We start from the raw sequence: 21,572 nt of genomic DNA, 5'->3' as shown, positions 1-21,572 counted from the left end.
GCTTCGCGGCGATCCTCGCGGTCGTCCGCGCCCAGAGCCCGAAGTAGGATGCCGACGATGTCGCCCAGCTTCGAGCTCGATCCCCAGCCTGCGATCCGCGTGACCATGATGCCGGCGGACACCAACGCCCACGGCACCATCTTCGGCGGCAAGATCCTCAGCCTCATCGACCAGGCCGGCGCGATCGCGGCGCACCGCATCGGGGTCGGCCGGGTGGTGACCGTAGCCATGCGCGAGTGTGTCTTCAAGCACCCGGTGCGGGTCGGTGACATCGTCAGCTGCTACGCCGACGTGCTGAAGGTGGGCAAGACCTCGATCACCGTATGCGTCCGGGTCGTGGCGCACCGGCCCACGGACGTGAAGCGCAGCGTCGAGGTCACCAAGGCCGAGGCGATCTATGTGCACATCGACGAGGCAGGGCGGCCGATCCCGATCGCCGAGGGTGAAGAAGTCTAGGAGCCCGTGGCTCTAGAACGGCAGCCAGAGCGGTTTGACTCGGTTGACGGCGCTGCGTCCGCTGGTCCAACCTCTCCGCATGCGTACTCTCTCCTCCCTGGTCATCGCCACCGCGCTCCTGTCCTTCACCACCGCCTGCGCCGAGCAAAAGGGCGAGAAGAAGGACGACAAGAAGGAAGAAAAAGCGGACGACAAGAAAGAAGACAAGAAGGACGCGGCCGCCAAGGAGTAGGTCCTCGAAGGACCCCGAGCGCGGGGTCTGGAAGGGGCGGGCGGAGACCGGGTAGGCTGCGCCCTCGTCTCGAGAGACGGCCATCCGCGTGCGTCTGCCCCTTCGTCACCCGCCCCCCAGCGCGCCTTCGCCGAGGCAGCGCTGTGAACATCTCGCGCTCCTCGCCGAGGCGGCGCGCGGCCTGCCGCTGGGTCCGGCCGCGCGTGCCTTGAGCGGCGCGCGAGGCCGCGGTCGCCACGGCAACGCGCTGCAGTGGCACCTGGGCCTCGAGCCCCACGACAGCGTCCCCGAGCCCGACTGGGAGGGGCGCATCGAGATCAAGCTGATCAGCGTCTGGCAGCTCGCCGATGGCCGCCTGGGCTGCGATCGCATCAAGGTCTGCGAGGTCGGGGTCGACCCCTGGCACAAGCTCAGCAACGTGCTCTTCGTGTTCGCCGATCGCCTGACCCGGGTGGTCCTCGGCCACCGCTTTTTTCATCTCGGCGCCGCCAGCCTCGACGCCCTCGCGCGCAGCTGGACGCTCGACCCACACTTTGGCCGCCCCGATCTCATGGTCGAGTCGCGCGAGGGCCCCGAGGGCATGTCACCGGCCTACTATCTGTCGCGGCGCTGGCTGAGTCAGGAGGGGCTGCTGCCCACGGAGCCGGTGCGCTTCGGCTACCGCTTCGACGCCAATTGGTGGCGGAGCGTGCGGGCCGAGTTCGCCGGCCGTGACCCGCTGCTCACGCTGGCGCGGGTCGATCATGGCGAGCAGGCGCCCTGCCCACGCTGCCGCGGGACCCTGCGGGCAGATCTCTCGCGGGTGTTCGAGGTCGGCTGGGCCCCTGCCACGCACGCCATGCCTCTGGGGGAGCGCTGCGCGCTGCGTGGCCACGCGCTCATCGATCCCCGCCGCCTGCCCGAGCCGGCCGCCTGCTCGGACGAGGAGCAATTCCTGGCCGTCGAGGGAGCGCTGCCCGAGCACCGGATCTGGCGCCTGGCCGATCGGGTGCGCGAGCCCGAGGATCACGGTCACTGAGCCGAGCGCGGCCACCAAGCGAGACGCACCGTGATTTGCGCGGTCCGCAACAACACGAAGGCCGGACACGAACCACTGCGGGGTGGCTCGTGACCGGCCTTCAAACACGGAGCCCAGGACGGGGACCAAACCGCCCTGGGCAAAGAATCAGCACCGACCTATGAAAGTGAGTCGCGTTAGCTCGAGGAAGTCAGGCTCAATTTAAGTTTGAAGCAGGCTAAGAGCGGCAGAAGCCAAGTGTATGAAGCCAGGTTCTGAAGCTAAGTGAGAAGCCAGGAGGAAGAAGCCAAGGTCTGAAGCCAAGTAGTGTCTCGGGACGAGGCGTCAGGTCAGTTCAAGTCGGGTCGAGCTCGGGCCAAACGAAGAAGGTTAGGGTGTCAGGCCAGAGCAAGTCAGTTGAAGAAAGGTCAAGACAGTAAGTCAGGTTCGTCGTCGAGACGCCCGCCCTAAATGCACTTGGCGGGCCACAAACGTAAATGTTTGAAAATTCTATGGTTATCCTTTCTCTCTATGCGTGAGATGCGCATGTGTTGGCCTAGGTATGACGTCGATGTCCGACAAAGCGGCGTGCGTAGCATGCGCGGCATGACATCGATGTCGTGGTCTCCGAGACCCGCGAGAGGTCGAGACCAGAAAAGATCGCGTCGGCAGCCTAGATGTCGGCTCCATGAGCTCCAAGTGCCCAATAAACGACGTTACTGGATCCTGGAGCGAGGGAGGACTCACATCAGACGGCGATGTACGCCGCCCGTAGCCGTGCTAGAGCGCCGCCCGCCCACTGACTTTGGTGCCGATCGTGCGCCAAAGCGCGCAAATTGATTCACGTGTGGGCCGCGCGCAGCTTGGCACGCGTGACGAGGCCACCATGAGCGACACTCGAGTGAAGGCAGTTCTCAAGTTTGGCGGTGAGGTCATCGCCGACGAGGCGCGCCTGAACGCGGTCCTCGAGGAGGTCGCGGCGCTGCGCGCTCGCGGCTGGCGCTTCGTCCTCTGCCATGGCGGCGGCCCGCAGGCGACGCAGCTCGGCGAGCGCCTGGGCCTCGAGGCGATCAAGGTCGCGGGCCAGCGGGTGACCGACGCCGCGACCTTGGACGTGGTCTGCCAGGCGATCGCCGGGGGCGTGTCCTGCCGCGTGGTGGCGGCCGCGCGAGCCCAGGGCGTGCCGGCCCTGGGTATCTCCGCTGGGGTCGTGCACGGTCAGCGGCGGCCCCCGGTGGCCGTCGCCAGCGAGGGTGGGCGGGTGGTCGACTACGGCTTCGTGGGTGACGTGACGGCCGTCGACGTCACCGCGATCGAGGCTTGCTGGGCCGCCGAGCGCACGCCGGTGCTCAACCCCATCGGTATCTGTGGTGAGCCAGCTGGTCTGTTGAACATCAACGCTGACACGGTCGCCGCCTCGGTGGCGATGGCCGTGGCTGCGGACCACCTGTTCTCGATGACCTCCGTGCCGGGCGTGCTCCGGGAGCGAAGCGAGCCGAGCTCGCGGATCCCGGCCCTGCGCGAGCCCGAGGCCCGCGCGGCGATCGCCTCTGGGGTCATCGCTGGCGGGATGATCCCCAAGGTCGAGGAGGCCCTGGCGGCCCTGGCCGGGGGGGTCGGCGCGGTCCACATCCTGGCCGCCGAGTCCGGCGCGCTGGCGGGTGAGGCGAACGCCGCGGGCAGTCGTGGCACGGTGTTGCTGCCCGCCTCGTGATAAAGTGAAGGGCCAAGTGAAGGCAGAGCCTCCTCTATATCCTCACGAGCAGCGGACCGCGCTCGCTGGCGAGGGCCAGCGATGAGTGAAGCCGACCTGCTCTCGCTTTTGATCTTCGTGCTGTGCCTGTTCGGCAGCATGTTCTTCTCTGGCAGCGAGACGGCGATCACCAGCTTCGGTGATCGCCGCGCGCGCCGAGCCAAGGAAGAGGGCGGCCGAGAGGGCAAGGTGCTCGGCTGGTGGGTCGACAGCCCGGTGACGGTGCTGTCGACGATCCTGCTGGGCAACAACATCACCAACACCTTGATGGGCGCCACGGCCACGGCCCTGGCGATCCGTCACCTCGAGAACACGCGCTGGGGCACCTGGGCGGTGCCCGTGGCCGTGGTCGTGACCACCGGCTTGCTGCTGGTCTTTGGCGAGATTGTCCCCAAGGCCCTCGGCAAGCTCTACAGCCGCCGCGCGACGATCCCCGTGCTCACCGCGCTGCGGCTGATGAACCGCCTGACCTACCCGGTGGTTTGGTTCCTGGCCAAGATCACCGAGCTGGTCATCCGTCGGGCGGCCGAGTCCCCCGACACCAGCGCGGCCAAGGTGACCTCCGGCGAGCTCGGCTACCTGGTCAAGGTCGCCGAGCGCGAGGGCTCGATCCCCGCCGAGCAGGCCGAGCTGCTCCAGCAGGTGTTCCGCTTCGAAGAAAAGATCGTCCGCGACATCATGGTCCCGGTCGATCGCGTGGTCGCGGTGGACCTCCAGTGGGACGTGGACAAGATCAAGCGCGTCGCCCACGCGACGGGCCACAGCCGCCTGCCGGTCTACGAGGGCGACCTCGACGACATCCGCGGCATCTTGCACATCAAGCAGATCGTCGGCCTCGAGCAGGCCCCCGCCGCGGAGCAGCGCGAGCAGCTGGTCAACCTGCTGCGCCAGCCCTTCTTCGTCAGCGAGAGCCTGCTCGTCCACGACCTGCTGCGCCGCTTCAAGGAGGAGCGCGTGCACCTGGCGATCGTCGTCGACGACGGCGGCGACACGGTCGGCGTCGTCACCCTCGAGGACGTGATCGAGCAGCTCGTCGGCCAGATCTTCGACGAGACCGACCGCGCCCCGCTCTACGCCCCGCTCGACAATGGCGTGCGCTATGTCGACGGCCAGGCCAGCTTGCAGACGATCAGCGAGGGCATGAACCTGGAGTTCGAGGACATCGACGGGGTCCACAGCGTCGGCGACCTGCTCACGCGCCTGGCCGGACAGATGCCCATCGCCGGCTCGGTCTTCGTGTGGGAGGGCGTTCGCTTCAAGGTCCTGGCGGCCGATGCTACGCGGATCATCCGGGTCAGCGTCGAGCGCGTCGAGGTCGAGGACGACGACGACGAGGACTGAGGTGACCTCGGCATGGCGTGACCTCGGCCGCGGCCTCGGCATCGGCATCGGCATCGGCATCGGCATCGGCCTCGGGGCCTGCGGCGCCAGGCCGAGGCTCAGAAGAAGAAACGCGCTCGGGATCATCGATCCACGGGCTTGGTGGCACAGCCAAAGACGTGCGTACACGGCTCGCGTTGACCCTCGGATTTTGCCTGCTTCCCACGATCGCCCTCGCCGGGACGGAGACGGGGACGGACACCGGTACCGACACCGACACCGACACCGACTCGGAGACGGGGACAGGGACGGGGGGCGAAACGGACACCGACGACTGGAGTGAGGAGGAGGGGGCCGAGTGTGGCAGCTGCACCTCGCCCCCCGGCGGACCCGTGTGGATCGAGAACCTGGAGGATGGCGCGGTCGTCAGCTCGCCCTTCGATGTCGACGTCGACGCGTCCTACTTTTGCTACTGCGACGACTGCGGCTGCAACTCCCAGCAGGTCGGGTACGTCCACCTCAGGGCGAACGGGGACACGATCGCCACGGGGGCGCCGCAGACCTTCGAGGTCGCGCTCTCTCCTGGGGAATACGAGCTGCTCGTCTACGTCGCCGAGGATGAGGACTACGCCTACTCGATACACTCCGACGCCATCTCGATCACGGTCATCGAGGGGGAGGGCGAGAGCGGGAGCGAAGGCGGGAGCGAGAGCGAGGGGCAGGGGAGCGAAGGCGAGAGCGGGAGTGATGGTGGGGGCGCCGACGGGGGCTCGGACGAGGGCGGCGGTGGCGGCTGCGGTGGCGGTGGTGGATGCTCGAGCAGCGAGGGCGGCCCCGCGGGGAGCTTGGGCCTGGGCCTGGGCCTGCTGCTCATGCTGCGGCGCCGCCGTCGTCGAGCGGGAGCGCCCAAGTGAGCGCGGACGACCACGGCCCCGAGCGCCCTCACCCGCGACGCTCGAGCTGTGCTCGAGGACCGCGAATGATGACGCTCTTTTGGCTCGGTCGCGTGCTCACGGTCGGTGTGCGGCGTACAGGCGATCTCGCCAGGCGACCAGCGCCGCGAAGCGCTCGGCGAGCTCGGGCCGCGTCCAGGTCCGGCGCGTGGCGGGCATGTCCGCGAAGGTACGCTCGAGCGGGAGGATGCCGTTGATGACCACCGCGGCGACGATGTCGGCGTAGCTCAGGGCGTCGCCCAGGAGGTGCTCGCCGTCGCCGAGGCTGGCTTCGACCGCCTCGCAGAAGCGAGAGACGGTCGCGGTGTGGGCCGCGATGGCGCTGGGATCGGTGTCGTACTTGCGGGCCAGAAAGCCGATACCCATGGCCGAGATACCGCGCATGGGCGCGCGCAGCGGGCCAGGGACCAGCGGGGGGACGAGCTCGACTTGGGCCTGCGTGTCCGCGTTCATGGCCGCGAGGACCAGGGCGCGCACGGACCTGAGGGCCTCGTCGCTCCGGCTCGCCCAGCGATCGATGGCCGGGTCGTGTTCGGCCGAAAAGAGCGGCGCCCCGCTGCCCACGGCCTCGGCGTGGCGGGCGATGGCGTCGGACTCGGTCCATACGCCGTGGGCGTCGATCAGCAGGGGCACCGAGGCCGGCCGCCCCGCGGGGCGCTTGCGGGCGCGCAGGCGCAGGGCCGGCTCGCCCAGCAAGGGCGTGTGCTCGCGGTAGCGGTAGGGCAGGCGGTGGTGCTCGACTGCCCAGCGCGCCTTCTCGGTCCAGGGAGAAAAGCTCAGTCCCCAAAAGGTCGCGGTCTCGGCCATCTCAGAGTCTGTGAATTTTTCCCGCACGTCGTCAGGTGCGTCGCTGGGCCGCGAGGCCTAGGAGCCGAAGGCATACCGGGTGTATTTCGAGGCTTCGGGACACCGGCATCGGGTCCAGAGGCGTGCATGGCGTTGTGGGGGAAAGATTCACAGACTCTCAGACCTCCGGGAGCGCGTTGTCGAGGACGCCGGCTTCGATGAGCGGCGCGCGGCTGCCCAGGCTGGGGCAGTTGGGGTTGGCCTTGTGCCGGGTCATCTTCTCGAGCGCGCGTGCCGACTCGAGGAAGGTCAGGGTCACCGCGTGGTTGCGGCGAAAGAGCGGCTCGGCGGCCTTGGCCAGGCGCTCGAGCTCCTGCTCGGGCAGCTCGGCGTCGCGCAGCAGCTCGGGGTGCTGGTCGAGGAAGCGGCTGAGGATCTCGATCGTCCCGACCTTGGTGTACTTGCCGGTCTCCCAGTCGATCCGGCTGTAGGTCCAGTCGACGCCGCTGAGCGCCCGGATCTCGTCCTCGTCGTTGTGGGCCTCGCCGACGCCGTGGAGGTCGGGGGAGGGCAGGGCGTCGATGATCGAGCGCGGCACGCCGAGGGCCTTGGCGAGCTGGTAGACCTCGCCCTTGGAGAGCATCGCTATCGGGTTGGTGTCGACCTCGCCGTCGCCGCCCTTTTGGTAGAAGCGCAGCCAGCGATCCTCGCACTCGTTGCCCGTGCCGTGGCGGATGCCGCCGCCGCCCATGCGGTTGAAGCCCCGGCCCACGGGCGCGCGCAGGCACGAGCGGATCGAGCCGAGCACCGTGGGATCCCGGCGCAGGCGGGCGTCGACCTCCTCGGTGTCGCGGCCGGCGGCGATCAACGCCGCGCGCATGTCCTTGGTCAGGGTGTCGAAGATCTCGGTCAGATCGAGCTCGATGAGCTGGACCCCGAAGGCCGCCGCGGCCTCGCGGGCGCGGTCGCGGGAGTCCGTCGACGAGTGGATGCTGGTGTAGACGGCGATGATCTGCTCGGGGCCGATGGCCTTGGACAGCAGCCCGAGCAAGGTCGCCGAGTCGACGCCGCCGCTGACGTCGAGCTCCGCGACCTTGGAGCCGACGTGGGCGTGGAAGCTGTGGATCGCGCGGACGCGATCGTCGATGAGTGCCTGCGGATCGAGGACGGGCATGTGGTCTCGCTTTCCGGGGCCGGGCCCCGAGATGATGTTAGTGTGAAGTCGACACTAAGCAAGGGGCGCGGCCAAATTTGTCTCGGCGGCATCATAGCCCCTGCGAGGGCGCCGCTGGGGGAGAGGTTGCGCGGGCGGGCGCCTGGGCGCAAAGCCACAGCCACAGCCGGGGAACCTGGGCGCCGGGCGTTGTCACCAGCCCGGTGGTGGTGGGGAGCGAACGCGGGCGCGCTCAGCCTCAGCCCTCGTCGCTGGGCTCGCGGGGGACCTCCTCGATCTCCCAGCGCTCGAACACCGGCGGCGAGAAGTCGAGCTCGGCCACGAAGCGGCTCGCTCGCAGGATCGTCGACGGTCCGTCGCGCCCCTCCTCGATGGTGGGGTAGAGCATGTAGAGCTCGTCGGCGGCCCGGGTCGCGGCGACATAGAAGAGCCGGCGCTCCTCCTCGAGGTCGCTGGCGCTGCGCAGGGCCTGGGCCATGGGGAAGCGGCCCTCGACCATCCACAGCACGAACACCACCGGCCACTCGAGGCCCTTGGCCTGGTGGATCGTGCTGAGGATCAGCTTGTCGTCGGGCTCGTCGCCGACGACCACGTTCTCGGCCGAGATGCCCTGGACCAGGGCGAGCTCGCTAAGGAACTCGGCGGCCTCGGGCCAGCGCTCGGCGAAGGTCGCGAGGTTGTCGAGGTCCTCGCGGCGGGCGTCGACGTTGGAGAAGGTGCGCTCGGCATAGTCGGCGTAGTGCTCCTCGACGACCAGGCGGATGGCCTTGCCGGGGCTGCGCCCGCCCGGGTCCTCGAGGCGCTCGAACAGCCCGGCGAGGCGCTCGAGGGCCGGTCGGGCTCGACCGTGGGCCTGCTCGGCCTCGGCGCGCAGCAGCGCGGGGATCGGCCCGCGCGGACCCATGGGGAGCTGGAGCGCGCGCCCCTCCTCGTCGACCTCACCGCTGAGCACGGCGGCGACGCGCTCGGCCGTGCGCGCGCCGATCCCCGGCCACAGCCGCAGCAGGCGCAGCCACGCCAGGCTGTCGCGCGGGTTCTCGCGCGCGCGCAGGTAGGCGACCACGTCCTTGATGTGCGCCTGCTCGAAGAAGCGCACGCCCGAGCGCACGGCGAAGGGGATGTTGCGCCGGGTGAGCTCGACCTGGAGCTCGAGGCTGTGCGCGTGGTTGCGGTAGAGCACGGCCATCTTGCGCAGCGGCAGGCCGTCTTCGTGGTGGAGCTCGAGCACGCGCTGGGCGACGAGCTCGGCCTGCTGGACCACGTCGCGCAGGGGGATCAGCGCGGGCTTCATGGCCGAGCGGCGCACGGCCTGGAGCTGCTTGGGGTGCTGCTCGCGGTTGAAGCGGATCGAGCGGTTGCTGAGCTCGAGGATCTCGGGGGTCGAGCGGTAGTTGATGGTCAGCTGGAGGACCTGGGCGTCGCGGTGGCGCAGGCGAAAGTCGTGGATCTGCGAGAAGTCGGCCCCGCGAAACGAGTAGATCGACTGGGCGTCGTCGCCGACGCAGGTCAAGCTGCGGTGGACCTTGGCCATCTCGTCGATCAGCGCGCCCTGGAGGGCGTTGATGTCCTGGTACTCGTCGACCAGCAGGTGCTGCCAGCGCTCGCGCAGCTGCTCGGCGACGCCGCTGCAGTCGGGGTTGCGCAGCAGCTCGAGCCACAGCGCCAGCAGGTCGTCGAAGTCGACCACGTTGAGCCGGCGCTTGCGCTCGCGGTAGCCCGCGATCACCCCCTCGATCAGATCGCTGAGCTCCAAGAAGCGGGTGAAGCGGCGCTCGATCAGCGCGGGGACGGTGTGCAAGGTGCCCGTGGCCAGGCCCGAGAGGTTGACGAGCAGCTTGGGGGTGGGGAAGCGCTTGCTGGTCAGGACCGGCTTGCCGAGCTCCTGGACCACGGTGGTCATCAGATCGCGGGCGTCCTCGGGATCGAGGATCCCAAAGTCCTTGCCGAGGCCGATGGCCTCGCCGTAGCGGCGCAGGATCCGGTTGCCGACGTGGTGGAAGGTGCCGGAGGCCGAGCGGCCCATGTCGACGCCGAGCAGGCCCTCGACGCGGCTGACCATCTCGCGCGCGGCCCGGTTGGTGAAGGTCACGAGCATGATCCGCTCGGGCGGGCAGCCGCCGGCGACGAGCTTGGCCACGCGGTAGGTCAGCGCGCGGGTCTTGCCCGTGCCTGCGCCGGCGAGCACCAGCAGCTCGCTCGCCGGCGCCTCGACCACCGCGCGCTGCTGGGGGTTGAGGTCGCGCTCGAGGTCGATCCTGGGCTTGGGCGAGCGGGTCTTGAGGCTGTACTTGACCACCGGGAGTCGAGTCGGGTTAGAGGTTCGCGCGCAGGAAGTCGAAGATCCGCCGCTCCATGTACACGCGGTCGGCGAGCTTGCGCGGCATGTGGCGCTCGTCGGGGTAGAGCTGGAGCTCGTAGTCCTTGCCGGCGCTGATCATCGCGTTGATCAACCGGGCGCTGTGGCGAAAGTGCACGTTCTCGTCGATCAGCCCGTGGACCAGGAGCAGCTCGCCGCGCAGGCCGTCGAGGTGGGCCATGACGCTCGAGCGCGCGTAGCCCTCGGGGTTCTCCTGGGGCAGGCCCATGTAGCGCTCGGTGTAGTGGGTGTCGTAGCCGTCCCAGTGCGTGACCGGGGCGCCGGCGATCGCGACCGAGAAAGTCTCGGGCGCGCGGGCCAGGGCCATCGCCGACATGTAGCCGCCGTAGCTCCAGCCGTAGATCGCCACGTGCTCCGGGTCGGCGAGGCCCTGGGCGACGAGCCACTCGACGCCGGCGACCTGATCGTCGACCTCGACGCTGCCCATGTCGTGGCGCAGGGCGCCTTCGAAGGCCAGGCCGCGCCGCGACGCGCCGCGGTTGTCGAGCTTGAACACCAGGTAGCCGTGGTCGCGCAGGTACTGGGCGCGCAGGTCGACGGTCATGCCCCAGCTCTGCGTGACCCGCTGGGCGTGGGGTCCCCCGTAGACGCTGATCACCGTGGGGTAGGGGCCCGGGCCGTGGACGGCCGGATCGGGCTGATAGATCGCGCCGTAGAGCGTGGTCTCGCCGTCGGCGGCCTTCAGCTCGACGAGCTTCGGGGGCTCGAGCGCGAGGGCGGCGACGCGCGGGTCGAGGGGGCTGTGCTCGCTGGGGTGCAAGGTGTGGATCTCCGCGCCGTCGTCGAGCTCGCGCAGCGTGACGCTGGGCGGGGTCTCGAGGTCCGAGCGGATGTCGACGAAGCGGGTGAAGGCGCGGTCGATGGCCACGCCGTGCATGCCCGGGGTCTCGGTGATCTTGCGCAGGCCCTGGCCGTCGAAGCCGACGACGTAGAGGTGGCGCTCGCGCGGGTCGTCCTTGGTCGCGGTGAAGAACACCCGCTGCCCGGCCTCGTCGACCTTGGCGCTCTCGACCATCCACTCGCCGGAGGTCAGCTGGCGCAGCTCTCGGCCGTCGGCGTCGTGGAGGTAGAGGTGGCGAAAGCCGGTCTTCTCCGAGGCCCACAAAAAGCCCCCGACCTGCTCGGGGTGGGCGGCGGCCGTGTCCGCGTCGAGCTCGAGGGGGATGAAGAGGTCGTGGAGGTTGATCCACACCTCGGAGGTCTCGGTCAGCAGGGTCTTGGCCGGGCCGCGGCCGCCCGCGTCGAAGCACAGCAGGCGCAGCTCGAGCTGGCGGCGATCCTCGATCTGCGCGCACAGCCGGCCGTCGGGCATCCAGTCGACGCGGGCGAGGTAGAAGTCCTCGGCGGGGTCGCTGGTCCACGCGCCGGCGCCCTCGGTCCAGGCCGCGGGGAGCTCGAGGTCGATCCAGCGGATTGAGCCGCCGCGGCTGGGGACCACGCCGAGGCGGACCCGGGCGTTGTCGTGACCGGCGAAGGGGTAGCCGTGGTCCTCCTGGGCGAGGCCGCCGACCTCGTCCTTGCCCTGGTGGACGATGCGATAGGCCGGGATGTGGGTCTCGTCGACCTCCACGAAGGCGATCGCCGAGCCGTCGGGGGACCACCAAAAGCCGTCGTGGCGACCCATCTCCTCGGCGGCGATGTACTCGGCGAGGCCGCGGGTCTTGCCGGCCTCGAGGCCCTTGGTGAGCTGCTTGGGCGCGGGCGGCTCGTCGCCCTCGGAGGCCGCCGCGGGCACGACCCACAGCTCGCCACCGCGGACGAAGGCGACCTGCTCACCGTCGGGGGAGAGCTTGGGCTGGAGCGCCGGGCGAGGGTCGTCGGCGGGCGCGTCGCCCTGGTCCGCGGACGCCTTGCCGACGAGCTTGCGCAGCTGGCCGTCGACGCCGTCCTGGACCCAGATCTCGCCGGTCATGGGGATCAGCATGCGGCCCTCGGCGCCCGCGCTGGGGTGCTCGGGGAAGGCGTACTGCGTGACTCCGAGGGCGCGCTGGCGCAGGCGCTCGCGGGCGAGCTTCTCTTCGGGCGAGAGCTTGTCCTCGCTGACCCCACCGTCGGGCGGGGAGACCACGCGGCGCGGCTCGGCGAGGGGATCTTGGTCGAGGTCGAGGGCGAAGAGCTCGCGGCTGAGGCTGTCGTCGGGGCTGTCGAGGAAGGTCAGCCAGCGGCCGTCGGGGGAGAAGCGCAGGGCCCCGGGCGTGGCCGTCCCGGGGAGGGGGTAGGTGGCGATGTCCTCGAGGGTGATCTTGCTGGTGGTCGGCATGCGCTCGGACTCCTCGCTGCCCGCGTCGGTGGCCGCGGTAGCATCGATAGCCTCGACGCCCGCGCGCGGGTCGTCGGCTGCGCGCGCGTCCTCGCCCGGGGGCTGGGCGGGCTGGCTACAGGCGAGGGCGGCGACAGCCAGGATCGCGGCGCCCGCCAGGCCCACGCGGCGGATGGTCGGGCCCATGGGGCGGGGGCGGTGGGCGGCGTCCATGCCGACGATGGTCGCAACGTGACCCGCGCCCGTCCAGGACGCTGGGTTCCACCACGGGCTCCTAGCGAAGGGCGCGCCATGAACGCTGAGCGGGGTCGAGCGGGGCCTCGCCTTGCGCTGGCGGGCCGCCGCGGGGTAGAGCCCCGCCATGGCCAGCTTGACCGATCAGCTCTTGCGCCCGGGGACCCGGGAGATCGTCGTCGACAGCTGCTGCGAGCTCGTCGGCCGCGAGGTCGAGGGCAAGCGGGGCTTCTCCGGCGCGGCGGTCAAGGCGGGCTTCGCCGTGGTCACGCGGGTCAAGCCGGGCTTCGTCCGCGAGGTCGTGAGCAAGCTTCTGCCCGAGTTCGCTGGCGCCCTCGAGCCGATCTACCAGCGCAGCGCCGAGGAGGTCGGGGAGGGTGCCGCCGAAGGGGCGGTCGCCGACGCCTTCGTGGCCCGGGTCACACGCGAGCGCGCGAGCGTGGCCGAGGCGCTGCTCGGGGTCACGGATCGCCGCATCGGCGACGCGCGCCCCTCGATCCGCAAGGCCTATGAGCGCCTGCGCCCCAACGCCCTCGACAACGTCGAGGCCGCGCTGCCAGGTCTGCTCACGGCGATTCGCCCACACCTGGATTGAATCCGTCGAATCTCGCGCCAGGGAGCCCGAGTGGCTCCTGCGTCAGCGCTCGGCGAGGACCCCGCGGGCTCCCTGGACTCCCCCGGATCCTGCCCGTAACATCCGCCCAGCCATGCCCGGGGACGCCGCAGCAGTGAACTCTCAAGCGCAGCTCGAGCTCGAGCTCAAGAAGCTGATCGTCGAGGCGCTCAAGCTCGAGGACACCTCCCCCGAGGACATCGACAGCGAGGAGCCCCTCGTCGGTGATGGCCTGGGTCTGGACTCCATCGACATCCTCGAGCTGGCCATGGCGATCCATCGTGCCTACGGGGTCAAGACCGGCTCGGACGACAGCCAAAACCGCGAGGTCTACGCTTCCGTGCGCACGCTGGCGGCCTTCATCCACGAGCAAAAGGCCAAGCAGTGACCCGCGAGCAGCTCTTCGAGCGCGTTCGCGAGATCATGGTCGAGCTCTTCGAGCTCGAGCCCGAGCAGGTCCAGCTCGAGGCCAGCGTGTTCGACGATCTCGATCTCGACAGCATCGACGCCATCGACCTCGTGGCCAAGCTCCAGCAGCTCACTGGGCAGCGCATTGAAGAGGAGCAGATGCGCGGCGTCCGACGTGTCGCCGACATCGTCGATCTGCTGGCCAACCAGCTCGCGGATCGCGCGTCCTGAGCGGCCCTCCTTCGTCCCATGACCGAACGACACCCCGTCCCGGGGCTCCCGCAGGCCTCTTCGTCCGTGTCGGTGGCGACCCTCGCGTCCGTCGTCGCGCCCCGCTTGGTCCGGGCACCCGGGCTCTCGCCGATCCTGGCGCACCACCAGCCGGAGGCGCCCGTGACCTTTGGCGCCGCCGGGATCCGCAGCGCCGAGCGCCTGCGCATCGACGTCGCTCGCGTCGCGGCGGTGCTCCCCTCCCAGGAGCCAGGCGGCGGTGACGAGCGCGAGATCCTCTGCGTCGCCAGCGATCGCTACCACTTCACGGTCGCCCTGCTCGCGGCCTGGCAGCGCGGCCACCGGGTCGCCCTGCCGCCCAACGCCCAGCCCGAGTTCTTGCGCGGCCTCGCCGAGGACCCGGCGATCTCGCTGGTCATCCACGACACCGACGAGATGACCGGGCTGGACCTGCGCCCGCTCCTGGCCGAGGAGACCCGGGCCACGCCGCCGGCCGAGCCCCTCGAGCTCGCGCCCCTCGCCGCGGATCGCCGCCTGGTCTCGATCTGGACGTCGGGGAGCACGGGGGAGCACCAGCGCCACGCCAAGACCGCGGGCCAGCTCTTCGCCGAGGCCCTGGTGCTCGCGGATCACTTTGGCCTCGCCGCGATCCCGGGCAGCCGCGGCGATCACAGCGATCGCGCGGGCGTGCGGGTGGTCGCCACGGTGCCCTCGCACCATATCTACGGCCTGCTCTTCTCGGTCCTGGTCCCGCTGGTCAGCGGCGGATCCTTCCTGCGCGAGACCCCGCTGCACGCGGGTGTCGTGCGCGCGGCGATCGTCGACAACCGCGCGGACGTGCTGGTCAGCGTGCCGGCGCACCTCCGCGCCCTGCGGATCCTCGATCCCGGGCAGCTCCCGCCGCTGGCGCGGGTGTTCTCCTCGGGCGCGGCCTTGCCCGCGGCGACGGCCGCCATGCTCGACGAGCGCTTCGACCTGGCGATCACCGAGATCCTCGGCTCGACCGAGACCGGCGGGATCGTCTGGCGGACCAGCGAGGGCGGGGCACCCGGGACATGGACGCCGCTGCCCCACGTGCGCGTGGACGTCGACCCCGAGGAAGACCAGGGCAGCCGCGGCCAGCTGCTTGTCGACTCGCCCTTCTTGCCCCCGGACGGCTCGCGCCCGTGGCGGACCGCCGATCGCGTCGAGCTGCTCGCCGGCGGCCGCCTGCGCCACCTCGGCCGCGTCGACGGGGTCGTGAAGATCGGCGGCAAGCGGATCGCCCTCGCCGAGATCGAGCGGCGCCTGCTGGCCATCGAAGGGGTCGAGGACGCGGCCGTCGGTGTCGTCGAGGTCGGGGGGGCGCGCGGTCAGGAGACCGTGGCCCTCGCCGTCGCGCCCGGGCTCTCGCCGGAGCTGCTGCGCCACGAGCTGCGGCGCTGGCTCGACCCCGTGGTCGTCCCTCGCCGCCTGCGCCTCGTCGACGCGCTGCCGCGCGAGGACAACGGCAAGCTCCCTCGGCGGCGGCTGCTCGAGGCCCTCGAGCAGCCCAAGCCCAAGGTTCGCAACCTCGAGTGCGCGCTGCTCGAGGCTGGCGACGACCAGGGCGCGGGGGCCTCGTGGGCCGAGTACGCGCTCTACGTCCCTCGCGACCTCTACGCGCTGCGCGGCCACTTCCGCAGCTTCCCCATCGTCCCTGGGGTGCTCGAGCTCGCGCTCGCGCGGGAGCAGGCGGTGGCTCGCTGGCCGCAGCTCGGGCGGCTGAGCTCGGCCCGGCGCCTCAAGTTCCTGCGCCCGCTGCGTCCTGGCGAGCGCCTCCAGATGAGCCTGCGCCGTCGCGGCCAGCGCGTCGACTTTCAGCTCTACCGCGGCGACGACAAGGTCGGCGTCGGCACGCTCGAGTTCGTGTGAGCACCTCGTCGGAGCAAGCGGGCGAATTTCGGCCCTGCGCCGTGATCCCCACCTACGACAACCCCGACACGGTGCGCGGGGTGGTCGAGGCCGTGCGCGCGCACCTGCCCGTGGTCCTGGTCGACGACGGCAGCGGCCCGGCCGGCCGCGAGGCGGTCGCTGGGATCGGTCGTGACGGCCTCGCCCACGTCCACCACCGCGAGCAAAACGGGGGCAAGGGGGCCGGGGTCACCACGGGCTTCGAGGTTGCCAGCGGGCTGGGCTACTCCCACGCCCTGCAGATCGACGCCGACGGCCAGCACGAGCTCGGTGACATCCCCACCTTCTTGGCGGCCGCCCGAGAGCAGCCCGAGGCCCTGGTCCTCGGCGCGCCGATCTACGACGAGAGCGCGCCCAAGGGTCGCCTGGTCGGCCGGCAGATCACCCGCTTTTGGACCAACATCGAGACCTACGGCCGGGTCATCGACGATCCAATGTGCGGCTTTCGGGTCTACCCGCTCACGCCCACGCTGCTCGCCGTCGCCGATCGCTGCGGCAAGCGCATGGACTTCGACATCGAGATCGCCGTGCGCCTGGTCTGGGCCGGGCTGCCGGTGCTCAACTTGCCGACCAAGGTCCGCTACCCCGAGGACGGGGTGTCACATTTTCACATGGTCCGCGACAACCTGCGGATCTCGTGGATGCACAGCAAGCTGGTCGTCGGGAGCTGGCTTCGCCTGCTTCGCCCGGGTTCCTAGGAGCCCTAGAGTTCCTAGGGTGAGCGGAGCGCTCAGGAGGCCTGGGCGAGGCCGTGGTGGTCGAGCTGGGCGAGGAAGGACTCGAGCAGCGCGCGGCGGTCGAGGAACATCAGGTGCTCGCCGATGAACTGGATCCCCTGCTCGGGGGTGGCCACGACCTTGTAGGGGTAGGGGGGCGGCGCTAGCCAGAACACCGTGGACAGCACGCCGCGGACGAAGGTCGAGTTGGTGGCGAGGGCGTAGGCGGCGGTGCTCTGGGCGAGCTGCTCTTTGTGATCCTCGAGCACCTTGGCCAGGGCCCGGCGCCGCGAAGCGTCCATGTTCTTGGTCTCTGGCGCGTAATAGAGCACGCCGATCTTGTGTCGAGTCGAGCGCGCCTGGATGTCGGCGGCGAGCTGGTCGAGGTGGGCGTGGTAGGCCTCGTCGTCGAGCTCGGGGCCGACATAGGCGCAATGCACCTGGCGATAATTGGCGAGCAGCCAGCCGTTGCCCGTGATCAGCTGCTCTGGCTCGAGGATTGATGCATTCATCGCCACGCTCCGAGTCTAGGCCCGCATGGGCCCCGGAGCCATGTTCGTATCGCAGCGCGCGAAAGTTGCGAGCTCGAGCAGAAGACTCGCAACATTTTGACCGGCCATTCAGCCGGCGGGGCTGCTCGCACGCTGAGCCGCGAGCACGCCAAACACCTCGGGGTCGCGCTCCAGCGCGAAGAAGCGGTCCTCCTCGAGTTCGCAGCTCGACTTGCGCATGTGCAGGCATAGGGCCACGGGGAAGAGCTGAGACCACGAGCGCCAGTCGTGGCCGCCGCGATACTCGATGTAATGGTGCGGAATCTGGGCTGCCTCGAGGTGCGCGTGAAATTTGCGGTTGCTCCGCAGCAGGCCGGGGAGGTCTCGTCGCCCAGCTCCGATCAAGAGCTGCGTGCCGTGGAGGTCCGCCGCGGTCTGGAGCTTGGCGAAGGGGTTCTCGGTCCGGGCGGTCTCGCGGGCGACCTCGGGCGGCCCGAACAGGCGCTCGTGGGGCATGCCGCGGAACATCTTGCCCTCGGCCAGGCGAGTGAAGCGCTGCTCGTCGAAGATCGGCGCGCTCAAGACCGTGGCCGAGGCGAAGGTCTCGCCGTGGTGCAAGGACGTGAACAAGGTCCCCGCGCCGCCCATGGAGATGCCCATCAGGTGGAGGTTCTCGCGGCCCGGGGCGATCGGGTAGCGGGCGCGGACCGTGGGGATCACGTCGTCGACGACATAGTCCTCGTAGGCGTGGGAGCCGTCGTACCAGTTGGCCCAAAAGCCGCGCTCGCCATTGGGCGCGACCATGATGAAGGGATCGAGGCGGCCGGCGAGGATCCACTCGTCGAAGGTCGCGGTGATCGCCGTCTTCTCGGCGAGCACGCGCTCGTCGTCGCCGCCTCCGTGGAGGAAAATCACCAAAGGCAGGGGGGTCTCGCCGTCCCAGCCGGGCGGGGTGTAGACGGAGTAGCCCATGCTTCGGCCCTCGGCGGGGCTGTCGAGGGTCTCGATGTGCACGCGCTCGGGGGCGCTGGGGCTGGCGCAGGCGCAGGCGAGGAGGGCGGCGCACGAGGAGGTGGCGAGGGCCGAAGAGGCGAGCCGGGGCATGGGCCATGTCATAACCAAGGCCGGGGCGGACGCACGCGGGGGCCCCGAGGCAGGGGAGCGGCTCGGCGCAGGGAGGCGTGGGCCCTCGCGCCGGCTCTGCGCCGTTGGCGCTGTGGACGCTGGGGCCACGATGGACCAAGGTCTCGCCGTGCCGGAGGCCCGATCAGCCGAGCTGTCTGCCACGCCCGGGTCGCAGGAGCCGAGCGCCGGCGTGGACGCGCTGGCCGTGCACCAGGCCGAGGCGGACGCGAAGGCCCGCGAGCGCGAGGCCTGGCTAGCCCGGCGTGAGCGAGGTTCGCGGGTGGGCATCCGCGCGCTGCTCGTGGTCACGCGCGTGCTCGGCCGCCGCGGCGGGCACCTGCTCCTGCGCGTGATCATCTTCTACTTCACGCTCTTCGCCCCCAAGCCGCGCCGGGCCTCGCGGGCCTGGCTCGCGCGCGTGCGCGGGGAGTCGAGCTTCTGGGCGGCCTACCGCCACTTCCTGCGCTTCGCCCAGGTCGCCCTCGATCGCGTGTTCTTCGTCCAGGGCCGCCTCGAACCCTTCGAGTTCGATCGTCAGGGCACGCAGCTGATGCACGAGCAAGTCCACAGCGGGCGCGGGGCGATCTTGCTGGGCGCGCACTTTGGCTCCTTCGAGGCCATGCGCGCCGCCGGGCGCAGCTCGAACCTGCCGATCAACATCCTCGCGCACAATCAAAACGCGCGGATGATCGCCACCTTCCTCGACGAGGTCAGCGGCGGGCGCTCGCAGGTCCGGGTGATCGAGATCGACCCCGAAGACCGGACCTACATCCTCACGGTCAAGGAGCGGATCGAGGCGGGGGAGCTGGTCGCGGTGCTCGGCGATCGTCTGGGCCTCAACGACCGCTGGGCCGACGCCGAGTTCTTTGGCGCCCCGGCGCGCTTCCCAACGGGCCCCTACATCATGGCGTCGGTGCTGCGCTGCCCGATCTTCACGGTCTTTGGCGTGTTCGAGGCCCCCAACCGCTACCGCCTGCGCTGTGAGCCCTTCGCCGAGCGCGTCGAGTTGCCCCGGGGCAAGCGCGACGAGGCTCTCGCGGCCTACGCCCAGCGCTTCGCCGCGCGCCTCGAGCACTACGCCGGCCAGGCCCCCGACAACTGGTTCAATTTCTACGACTTTTGGTACCACCCACCAACGCCCCCAGGAGAGCCGCATTGAGCCAGAGCGCCAAGCAAGCCAGCCGCGCCGCGACCGTCGAATTCGGGGCCGCGGCGATCACCGTGGACCAGGTCCTCGCCGTCGCCGATGGCCGCGCGAGGGTCTCGCTCTCGCGAGACCCCGCGTTTCGCCGCCGCCTCGGGGCCGGGGCCGCGCGCCTCGCTGAGCGCCTGGCCGCGGGCGAGCGCGTCTATGGGGTGACCACGGGCTTCGGTGAGTCCTGCGTCACCGACGTGCCCGCGGACGCCGTGTCGAGCCTGCCTCTGAACCTGCTGCGCTTCCACGGCTGCGGCACCGGGCGGATCCTCGACGAGGCAGAGGCCGCGGCCGTGGTCACGGCGCGCCTGGCCTCGCTGGTCGGCGGCTGGTCGGCGGTCCGCCCGGCCCTGGTCGAGCGCCTGGTCGCGCTCCTCGATCATCGCGCGCTGCCGCGGATCCCCGCCGAGGGCTCCGTGGGCGCGAGCGGTGACCTGACCCCGCTGAGCTACGTGGCCGCGCTGCTCGTGGGTGAGCGCGAGTGCAGCTTCGAGGGCCGGGTGCGCACGGCGGCCGAGGTCCACGCGGCCCTCGGCCTCGAGCCGCTGCGGCTGGTCCCCAAGGAGAGCCTGGCGATCATGAACGGGACGTCGGTGATGACCGGCCTGGTCTGCCTGGCCCTCGGTCGAGCGCGCCGTCTGGCCCGGCTGAGCGCGGCGCTGACCGCTGCCGCCAGCGACGCGATGCTCGGCAACCCCGCCCACTTCGACGCGCGGATCTTCGCCGCCAAGCCCCACCCCGGGCAGGCCGCCTACGCCGCCTGGGTCCGCGAGGATCTCGAGTACCGCCCCGGCCCGAGCTTCGAGGGCCGGATCCAGGACCGCTACTCGATCCGCTGCGCCCCCCACGTGGCCGGGGTGCTCCTCGACGCGCTGCCGTGGATGACCCAGTGGACCGAGACCGAGCTCAACGGGGCCAACGACAACCCGCTGATCGACCCCGAGAGCGGCGAGGCGCTCCACGGCGGCAACTTCTACGGCGGCCACGCCTGCTTCGTGGCCGACGGCCTCAAGAACCTGGTGGCCAACCTCGCCGACCTCCACGATCGCCAGCTCGCGCTGCTGTGCAGCTCGCAGACCAACAACGGCCTGCCCGAGAACCTCAACGGCCAGGGCGGGGCCGAGTGTGCGGCGCATCACGGCTTCAAGGCCATGCAGATCGCGGCCTCGGCGCTGGCGGCCGAGGCCTTGAAGAACACCATGCCGGCGAGCGTATTCAGCCGCAGTACCGAATGCCACAACCAGGACAAGGTCAGCATGGGGACGATCGCCGCCCGCGAGGCGCTGCGGGTCGTCGAGCTGACCGAGCAGGTGGTGGCGATCGTCGCGCTGGCTGCGGCCCAGGCCGTGGATCTGCGCGAGCGCGCGGGTGGTCGTTGCCACCCGCGGAGCCGGGCCCTGCGCGACGCGATCCGCGAGCGGGCGCCCTTCGTCGATCGGGATCGTCGCCAGGACGGCGACATCGCGGCGACGCTGGCGATGATCCGCAGCGCGGAGCTGCCCGAACACTTGCTGACCTGAGGTCCCCCATGTCCCGCACTCGTCCCGACTCCTCGAAGCCCTCGAAGATCGCGCGCGCCTCGCTGGTGGTCGCGCTGGCCGTGGCGGCGCTCCTGCCCACGCTCGCGCCGCGCACGAGCGAAGCGGCCCCCGCCGCCACCAAGAGCGCGAAGACCACCCCCACCCCCGACACGATCAGCATCGACGAGCTGCTGCGGGGCTTCGCCAAGATGCCCGGGCTCTACGCGGAGTTTCGCCAGGAGAGCCACATGGGCCTGCTCGCGGAGCCGCTCGTCGACGAGGGCACGCTGCACTTCGCCGACGGTCGCCTCGCCCGGCGGATCACCGCGCCCACGCCCTCGGTGGTCGTCATGGACGAGCGCGGCATCGAGTACGGCGACGGGCACACGAGCGAGCGCATCGACCTCGCGGGCAAGCCCGCCCTGCGCCAGTTCGTCGACGCCTTCACCAAGATCTTCGCCGGGGACGAGCCGGGCCTCGAGGCGCTCTACCGCGTCGAGATCACCGCAGGGCCCGCGGTCGAGGGCGGGCGCAGCTGGACGATGACCCTGACCCCCAAGGTCTCGCCCATGAAGGACATCATCGCCAAGGTCGAGGTCGAGGGCGTGGAGCTGGCCATCGCCAAGATGCGCGTGGTCGAGATCGGCGGCGACGAGACCATCAACTTCTTCTCGAAGGTCGACACCAAGCGGAAGTACAGCAAGGCCGAGAAGGCGGCGCTGTTCTCGGTTCAGTGAATCTGCGCACGTTTTTGGCCGCCAGTGCGTAGCGCTGGCCTCGGGTGGCACAGGTGCGCTAG

At 70.4% G+C, this 21,572-nt stretch carries 20 protein-coding genes; 14 read left to right on the top strand and 6 right to left on the bottom strand.

From position 1 onward, the window contains the following. The first annotated feature begins 57 nt into the window (after positions 1 to 57). The 6 genes from G6O69_RS32275 to G6O69_RS32250 all read left to right on the top strand — a co-directional run bounded on the left by G6O69_RS32275 (position 58) and on the right by G6O69_RS32250 (position 5,672). Positions 58 to 456: an acyl-CoA thioesterase gene (locus G6O69_RS32275; protein WP_172307313.1), complete on the top strand. Its 399-nt coding sequence runs from the start codon at positions 58 to 60 to the stop codon at positions 454 to 456. Positions 457 to 535: 79 nt separating this feature from the next. Further along, positions 536 to 688 carry a hypothetical protein gene (locus G6O69_RS32270; protein WP_172307312.1) on the top strand — a complete coding sequence of 51 codons (153 nt, stop codon included), beginning with the start codon at positions 536 to 538 and terminating at the stop codon, positions 686 to 688. Between the two features lie 88 nt (positions 689 to 776). Beyond that, on the top strand, positions 777 to 1,706 hold the full coding sequence (locus G6O69_RS32265) for a hypothetical protein (RefSeq protein WP_176397219.1): 930 nt from the start codon (positions 777 to 779) through the stop codon (positions 1,704 to 1,706). Positions 1,707 to 2,571: 865 nt separating this feature from the next. Further along, a complete protein-coding gene (gene argB, locus G6O69_RS32260) occupies positions 2,572 to 3,399 on the top strand; it encodes an acetylglutamate kinase (RefSeq protein ID WP_172307310.1) in 828 nt (275 codons plus the stop codon). Positions 3,400 to 3,480: 81 nt separating this feature from the next. Beyond that, positions 3,481 to 4,779: a hemolysin family protein gene (locus G6O69_RS32255; protein ID WP_172307309.1), complete on the top strand. Its 1,299-nt coding sequence runs from the start codon at positions 3,481 to 3,483 to the stop codon at positions 4,777 to 4,779. A 158-nt stretch (positions 4,780 to 4,937) separates the two neighbouring features. Beyond that, the gene (locus tag G6O69_RS32250; protein ID WP_176397218.1) at positions 4,938 to 5,672 is read left to right on the top strand and encodes an MYXO-CTERM sorting domain-containing protein; all 735 of its coding nucleotides are present in this window, start codon (positions 4,938 to 4,940) and stop codon (positions 5,670 to 5,672) included. 96 nt (positions 5,673 to 5,768) lie between these two features. On the opposite strand, the gene G6O69_RS32245 is transcribed toward G6O69_RS32250, so the two are convergent. From G6O69_RS32245 to G6O69_RS32230, 4 genes are all read right to left on the bottom strand, one after another. Further along, positions 5,769 to 6,518, bottom strand: coding sequence for a glutathione S-transferase family protein (locus G6O69_RS32245; protein WP_172307307.1), 750 nt, complete (start codon positions 6,516 to 6,518; stop codon positions 5,769 to 5,771). 157 nt (positions 6,519 to 6,675) lie between these two features. Then, positions 6,676 to 7,671: an NAD(+) synthase gene (gene nadE, locus G6O69_RS32240; RefSeq protein ID WP_172307306.1), complete on the bottom strand. Its 996-nt coding sequence runs from the start codon at positions 7,669 to 7,671 to the stop codon at positions 6,676 to 6,678. Positions 7,672 to 7,909: 238 nt separating this feature from the next. Further along, the gene (locus G6O69_RS42485; RefSeq protein ID WP_172307305.1) at positions 7,910 to 9,967 is read right to left on the bottom strand and encodes an ATP-dependent helicase; all 2,058 of its coding nucleotides are present in this window, start codon (positions 9,965 to 9,967) and stop codon (positions 7,910 to 7,912) included. 16 nt (positions 9,968 to 9,983) lie between these two features. After that, positions 9,984 to 12,671: a DPP IV N-terminal domain-containing protein gene (locus tag G6O69_RS32230; protein ID WP_255215927.1), complete on the bottom strand. Its 2,688-nt coding sequence runs from the start codon at positions 12,669 to 12,671 to the stop codon at positions 9,984 to 9,986. On the opposite strand from G6O69_RS32230, the gene G6O69_RS32225 reads away from it, so the two are divergent. The 5 genes from G6O69_RS32225 to G6O69_RS32205 all read left to right on the top strand — a co-directional run bounded on the left by G6O69_RS32225 (position 12,670) and on the right by G6O69_RS32205 (position 16,424). Continuing rightward, complete coding sequence (locus G6O69_RS32225; RefSeq protein WP_172307304.1) at positions 12,670 to 13,137, top strand: hypothetical protein; 468 nt, start codon at positions 12,670 to 12,672, stop codon at positions 13,135 to 13,137. The two genes, G6O69_RS32230 and G6O69_RS32225, sit on opposite strands and share 2 nt — an antisense overlap. A 112-nt stretch (positions 13,138 to 13,249) precedes the next feature. Continuing rightward, positions 13,250 to 13,543 carry a phosphopantetheine-binding protein gene (locus tag G6O69_RS32220; protein WP_172307303.1) on the top strand — a complete coding sequence of 98 codons (294 nt, stop codon included), beginning with the start codon at positions 13,250 to 13,252 and terminating at the stop codon, positions 13,541 to 13,543. Next, positions 13,540 to 13,794: an acyl carrier protein gene (locus G6O69_RS32215; RefSeq protein WP_172307302.1), complete on the top strand. Its 255-nt coding sequence runs from the start codon at positions 13,540 to 13,542 to the stop codon at positions 13,792 to 13,794. Before G6O69_RS32220 ends, G6O69_RS32215 begins: the two co-directional genes overlap by 4 nt. Positions 13,795 to 13,812: 18 nt before the next feature. Next, positions 13,813 to 15,687, top strand: coding sequence for an AMP-binding protein (locus G6O69_RS32210; protein ID WP_172307301.1), 1,875 nt, complete (start codon positions 13,813 to 13,815; stop codon positions 15,685 to 15,687). After that, positions 15,684 to 16,424 (top strand): glycosyltransferase family 2 protein, encoded by a 741-nt coding sequence (locus G6O69_RS32205; protein WP_172307300.1) that lies wholly within the window; start codon positions 15,684 to 15,686, stop codon positions 16,422 to 16,424. The genes G6O69_RS32210 and G6O69_RS32205 overlap by 4 nt, the downstream gene beginning before the upstream one ends. A 32-nt stretch (positions 16,425 to 16,456) precedes the next feature. Here G6O69_RS32205 and G6O69_RS32200 read toward each other — a convergent pair whose 3' ends face one another. Together G6O69_RS32200 and G6O69_RS32195 are read right to left on the bottom strand one after the other, a co-directional pair. Then, positions 16,457 to 16,954, bottom strand: a complete 498-nt coding sequence (locus G6O69_RS32200; RefSeq protein WP_172307299.1) for a hypothetical protein — start codon at positions 16,952 to 16,954, stop codon at positions 16,457 to 16,459. 108 nt (positions 16,955 to 17,062) lie between these two features. Further along, positions 17,063 to 18,037: an alpha/beta hydrolase-fold protein gene (locus G6O69_RS32195; RefSeq protein WP_172307298.1), complete on the bottom strand. Its 975-nt coding sequence runs from the start codon at positions 18,035 to 18,037 to the stop codon at positions 17,063 to 17,065. Positions 18,038 to 18,167: 130 nt separating this feature from the next. Here G6O69_RS32195 and G6O69_RS32190 point away from each other — a divergent pair, with 130 nt between their 5' ends. Genes G6O69_RS32190 through G6O69_RS32180 form a run of 3 tightly spaced genes read left to right on the top strand, consistent with a single transcriptional unit; the run spans position 18,168 to position 21,510 of the window. Further along, positions 18,168 to 19,217: a lipid A biosynthesis acyltransferase gene (locus G6O69_RS32190; RefSeq protein ID WP_172307297.1), complete on the top strand. Its 1,050-nt coding sequence runs from the start codon at positions 18,168 to 18,170 to the stop codon at positions 19,215 to 19,217. Beyond that, complete coding sequence (locus G6O69_RS32185) at positions 19,214 to 20,773, top strand: aromatic amino acid ammonia-lyase (RefSeq protein WP_172307296.1); 1,560 nt, start codon at positions 19,214 to 19,216, stop codon at positions 20,771 to 20,773. Before G6O69_RS32190 ends, G6O69_RS32185 begins: the two co-directional genes overlap by 4 nt. Positions 20,774 to 20,781: 8 nt before the next feature. Continuing rightward, the gene (locus G6O69_RS32180) at positions 20,782 to 21,510 is read left to right on the top strand and encodes an outer membrane lipoprotein carrier protein LolA (protein WP_172307295.1); all 729 of its coding nucleotides are present in this window, start codon (positions 20,782 to 20,784) and stop codon (positions 21,508 to 21,510) included. Positions 21,511 to 21,572 lie beyond the last annotated feature (62 nt).

The organism is Pseudenhygromyxa sp. WMMC2535, from assembly GCF_011083025.2.
This window is presented reverse-complemented; position numbering and strand designations above follow the sequence as displayed.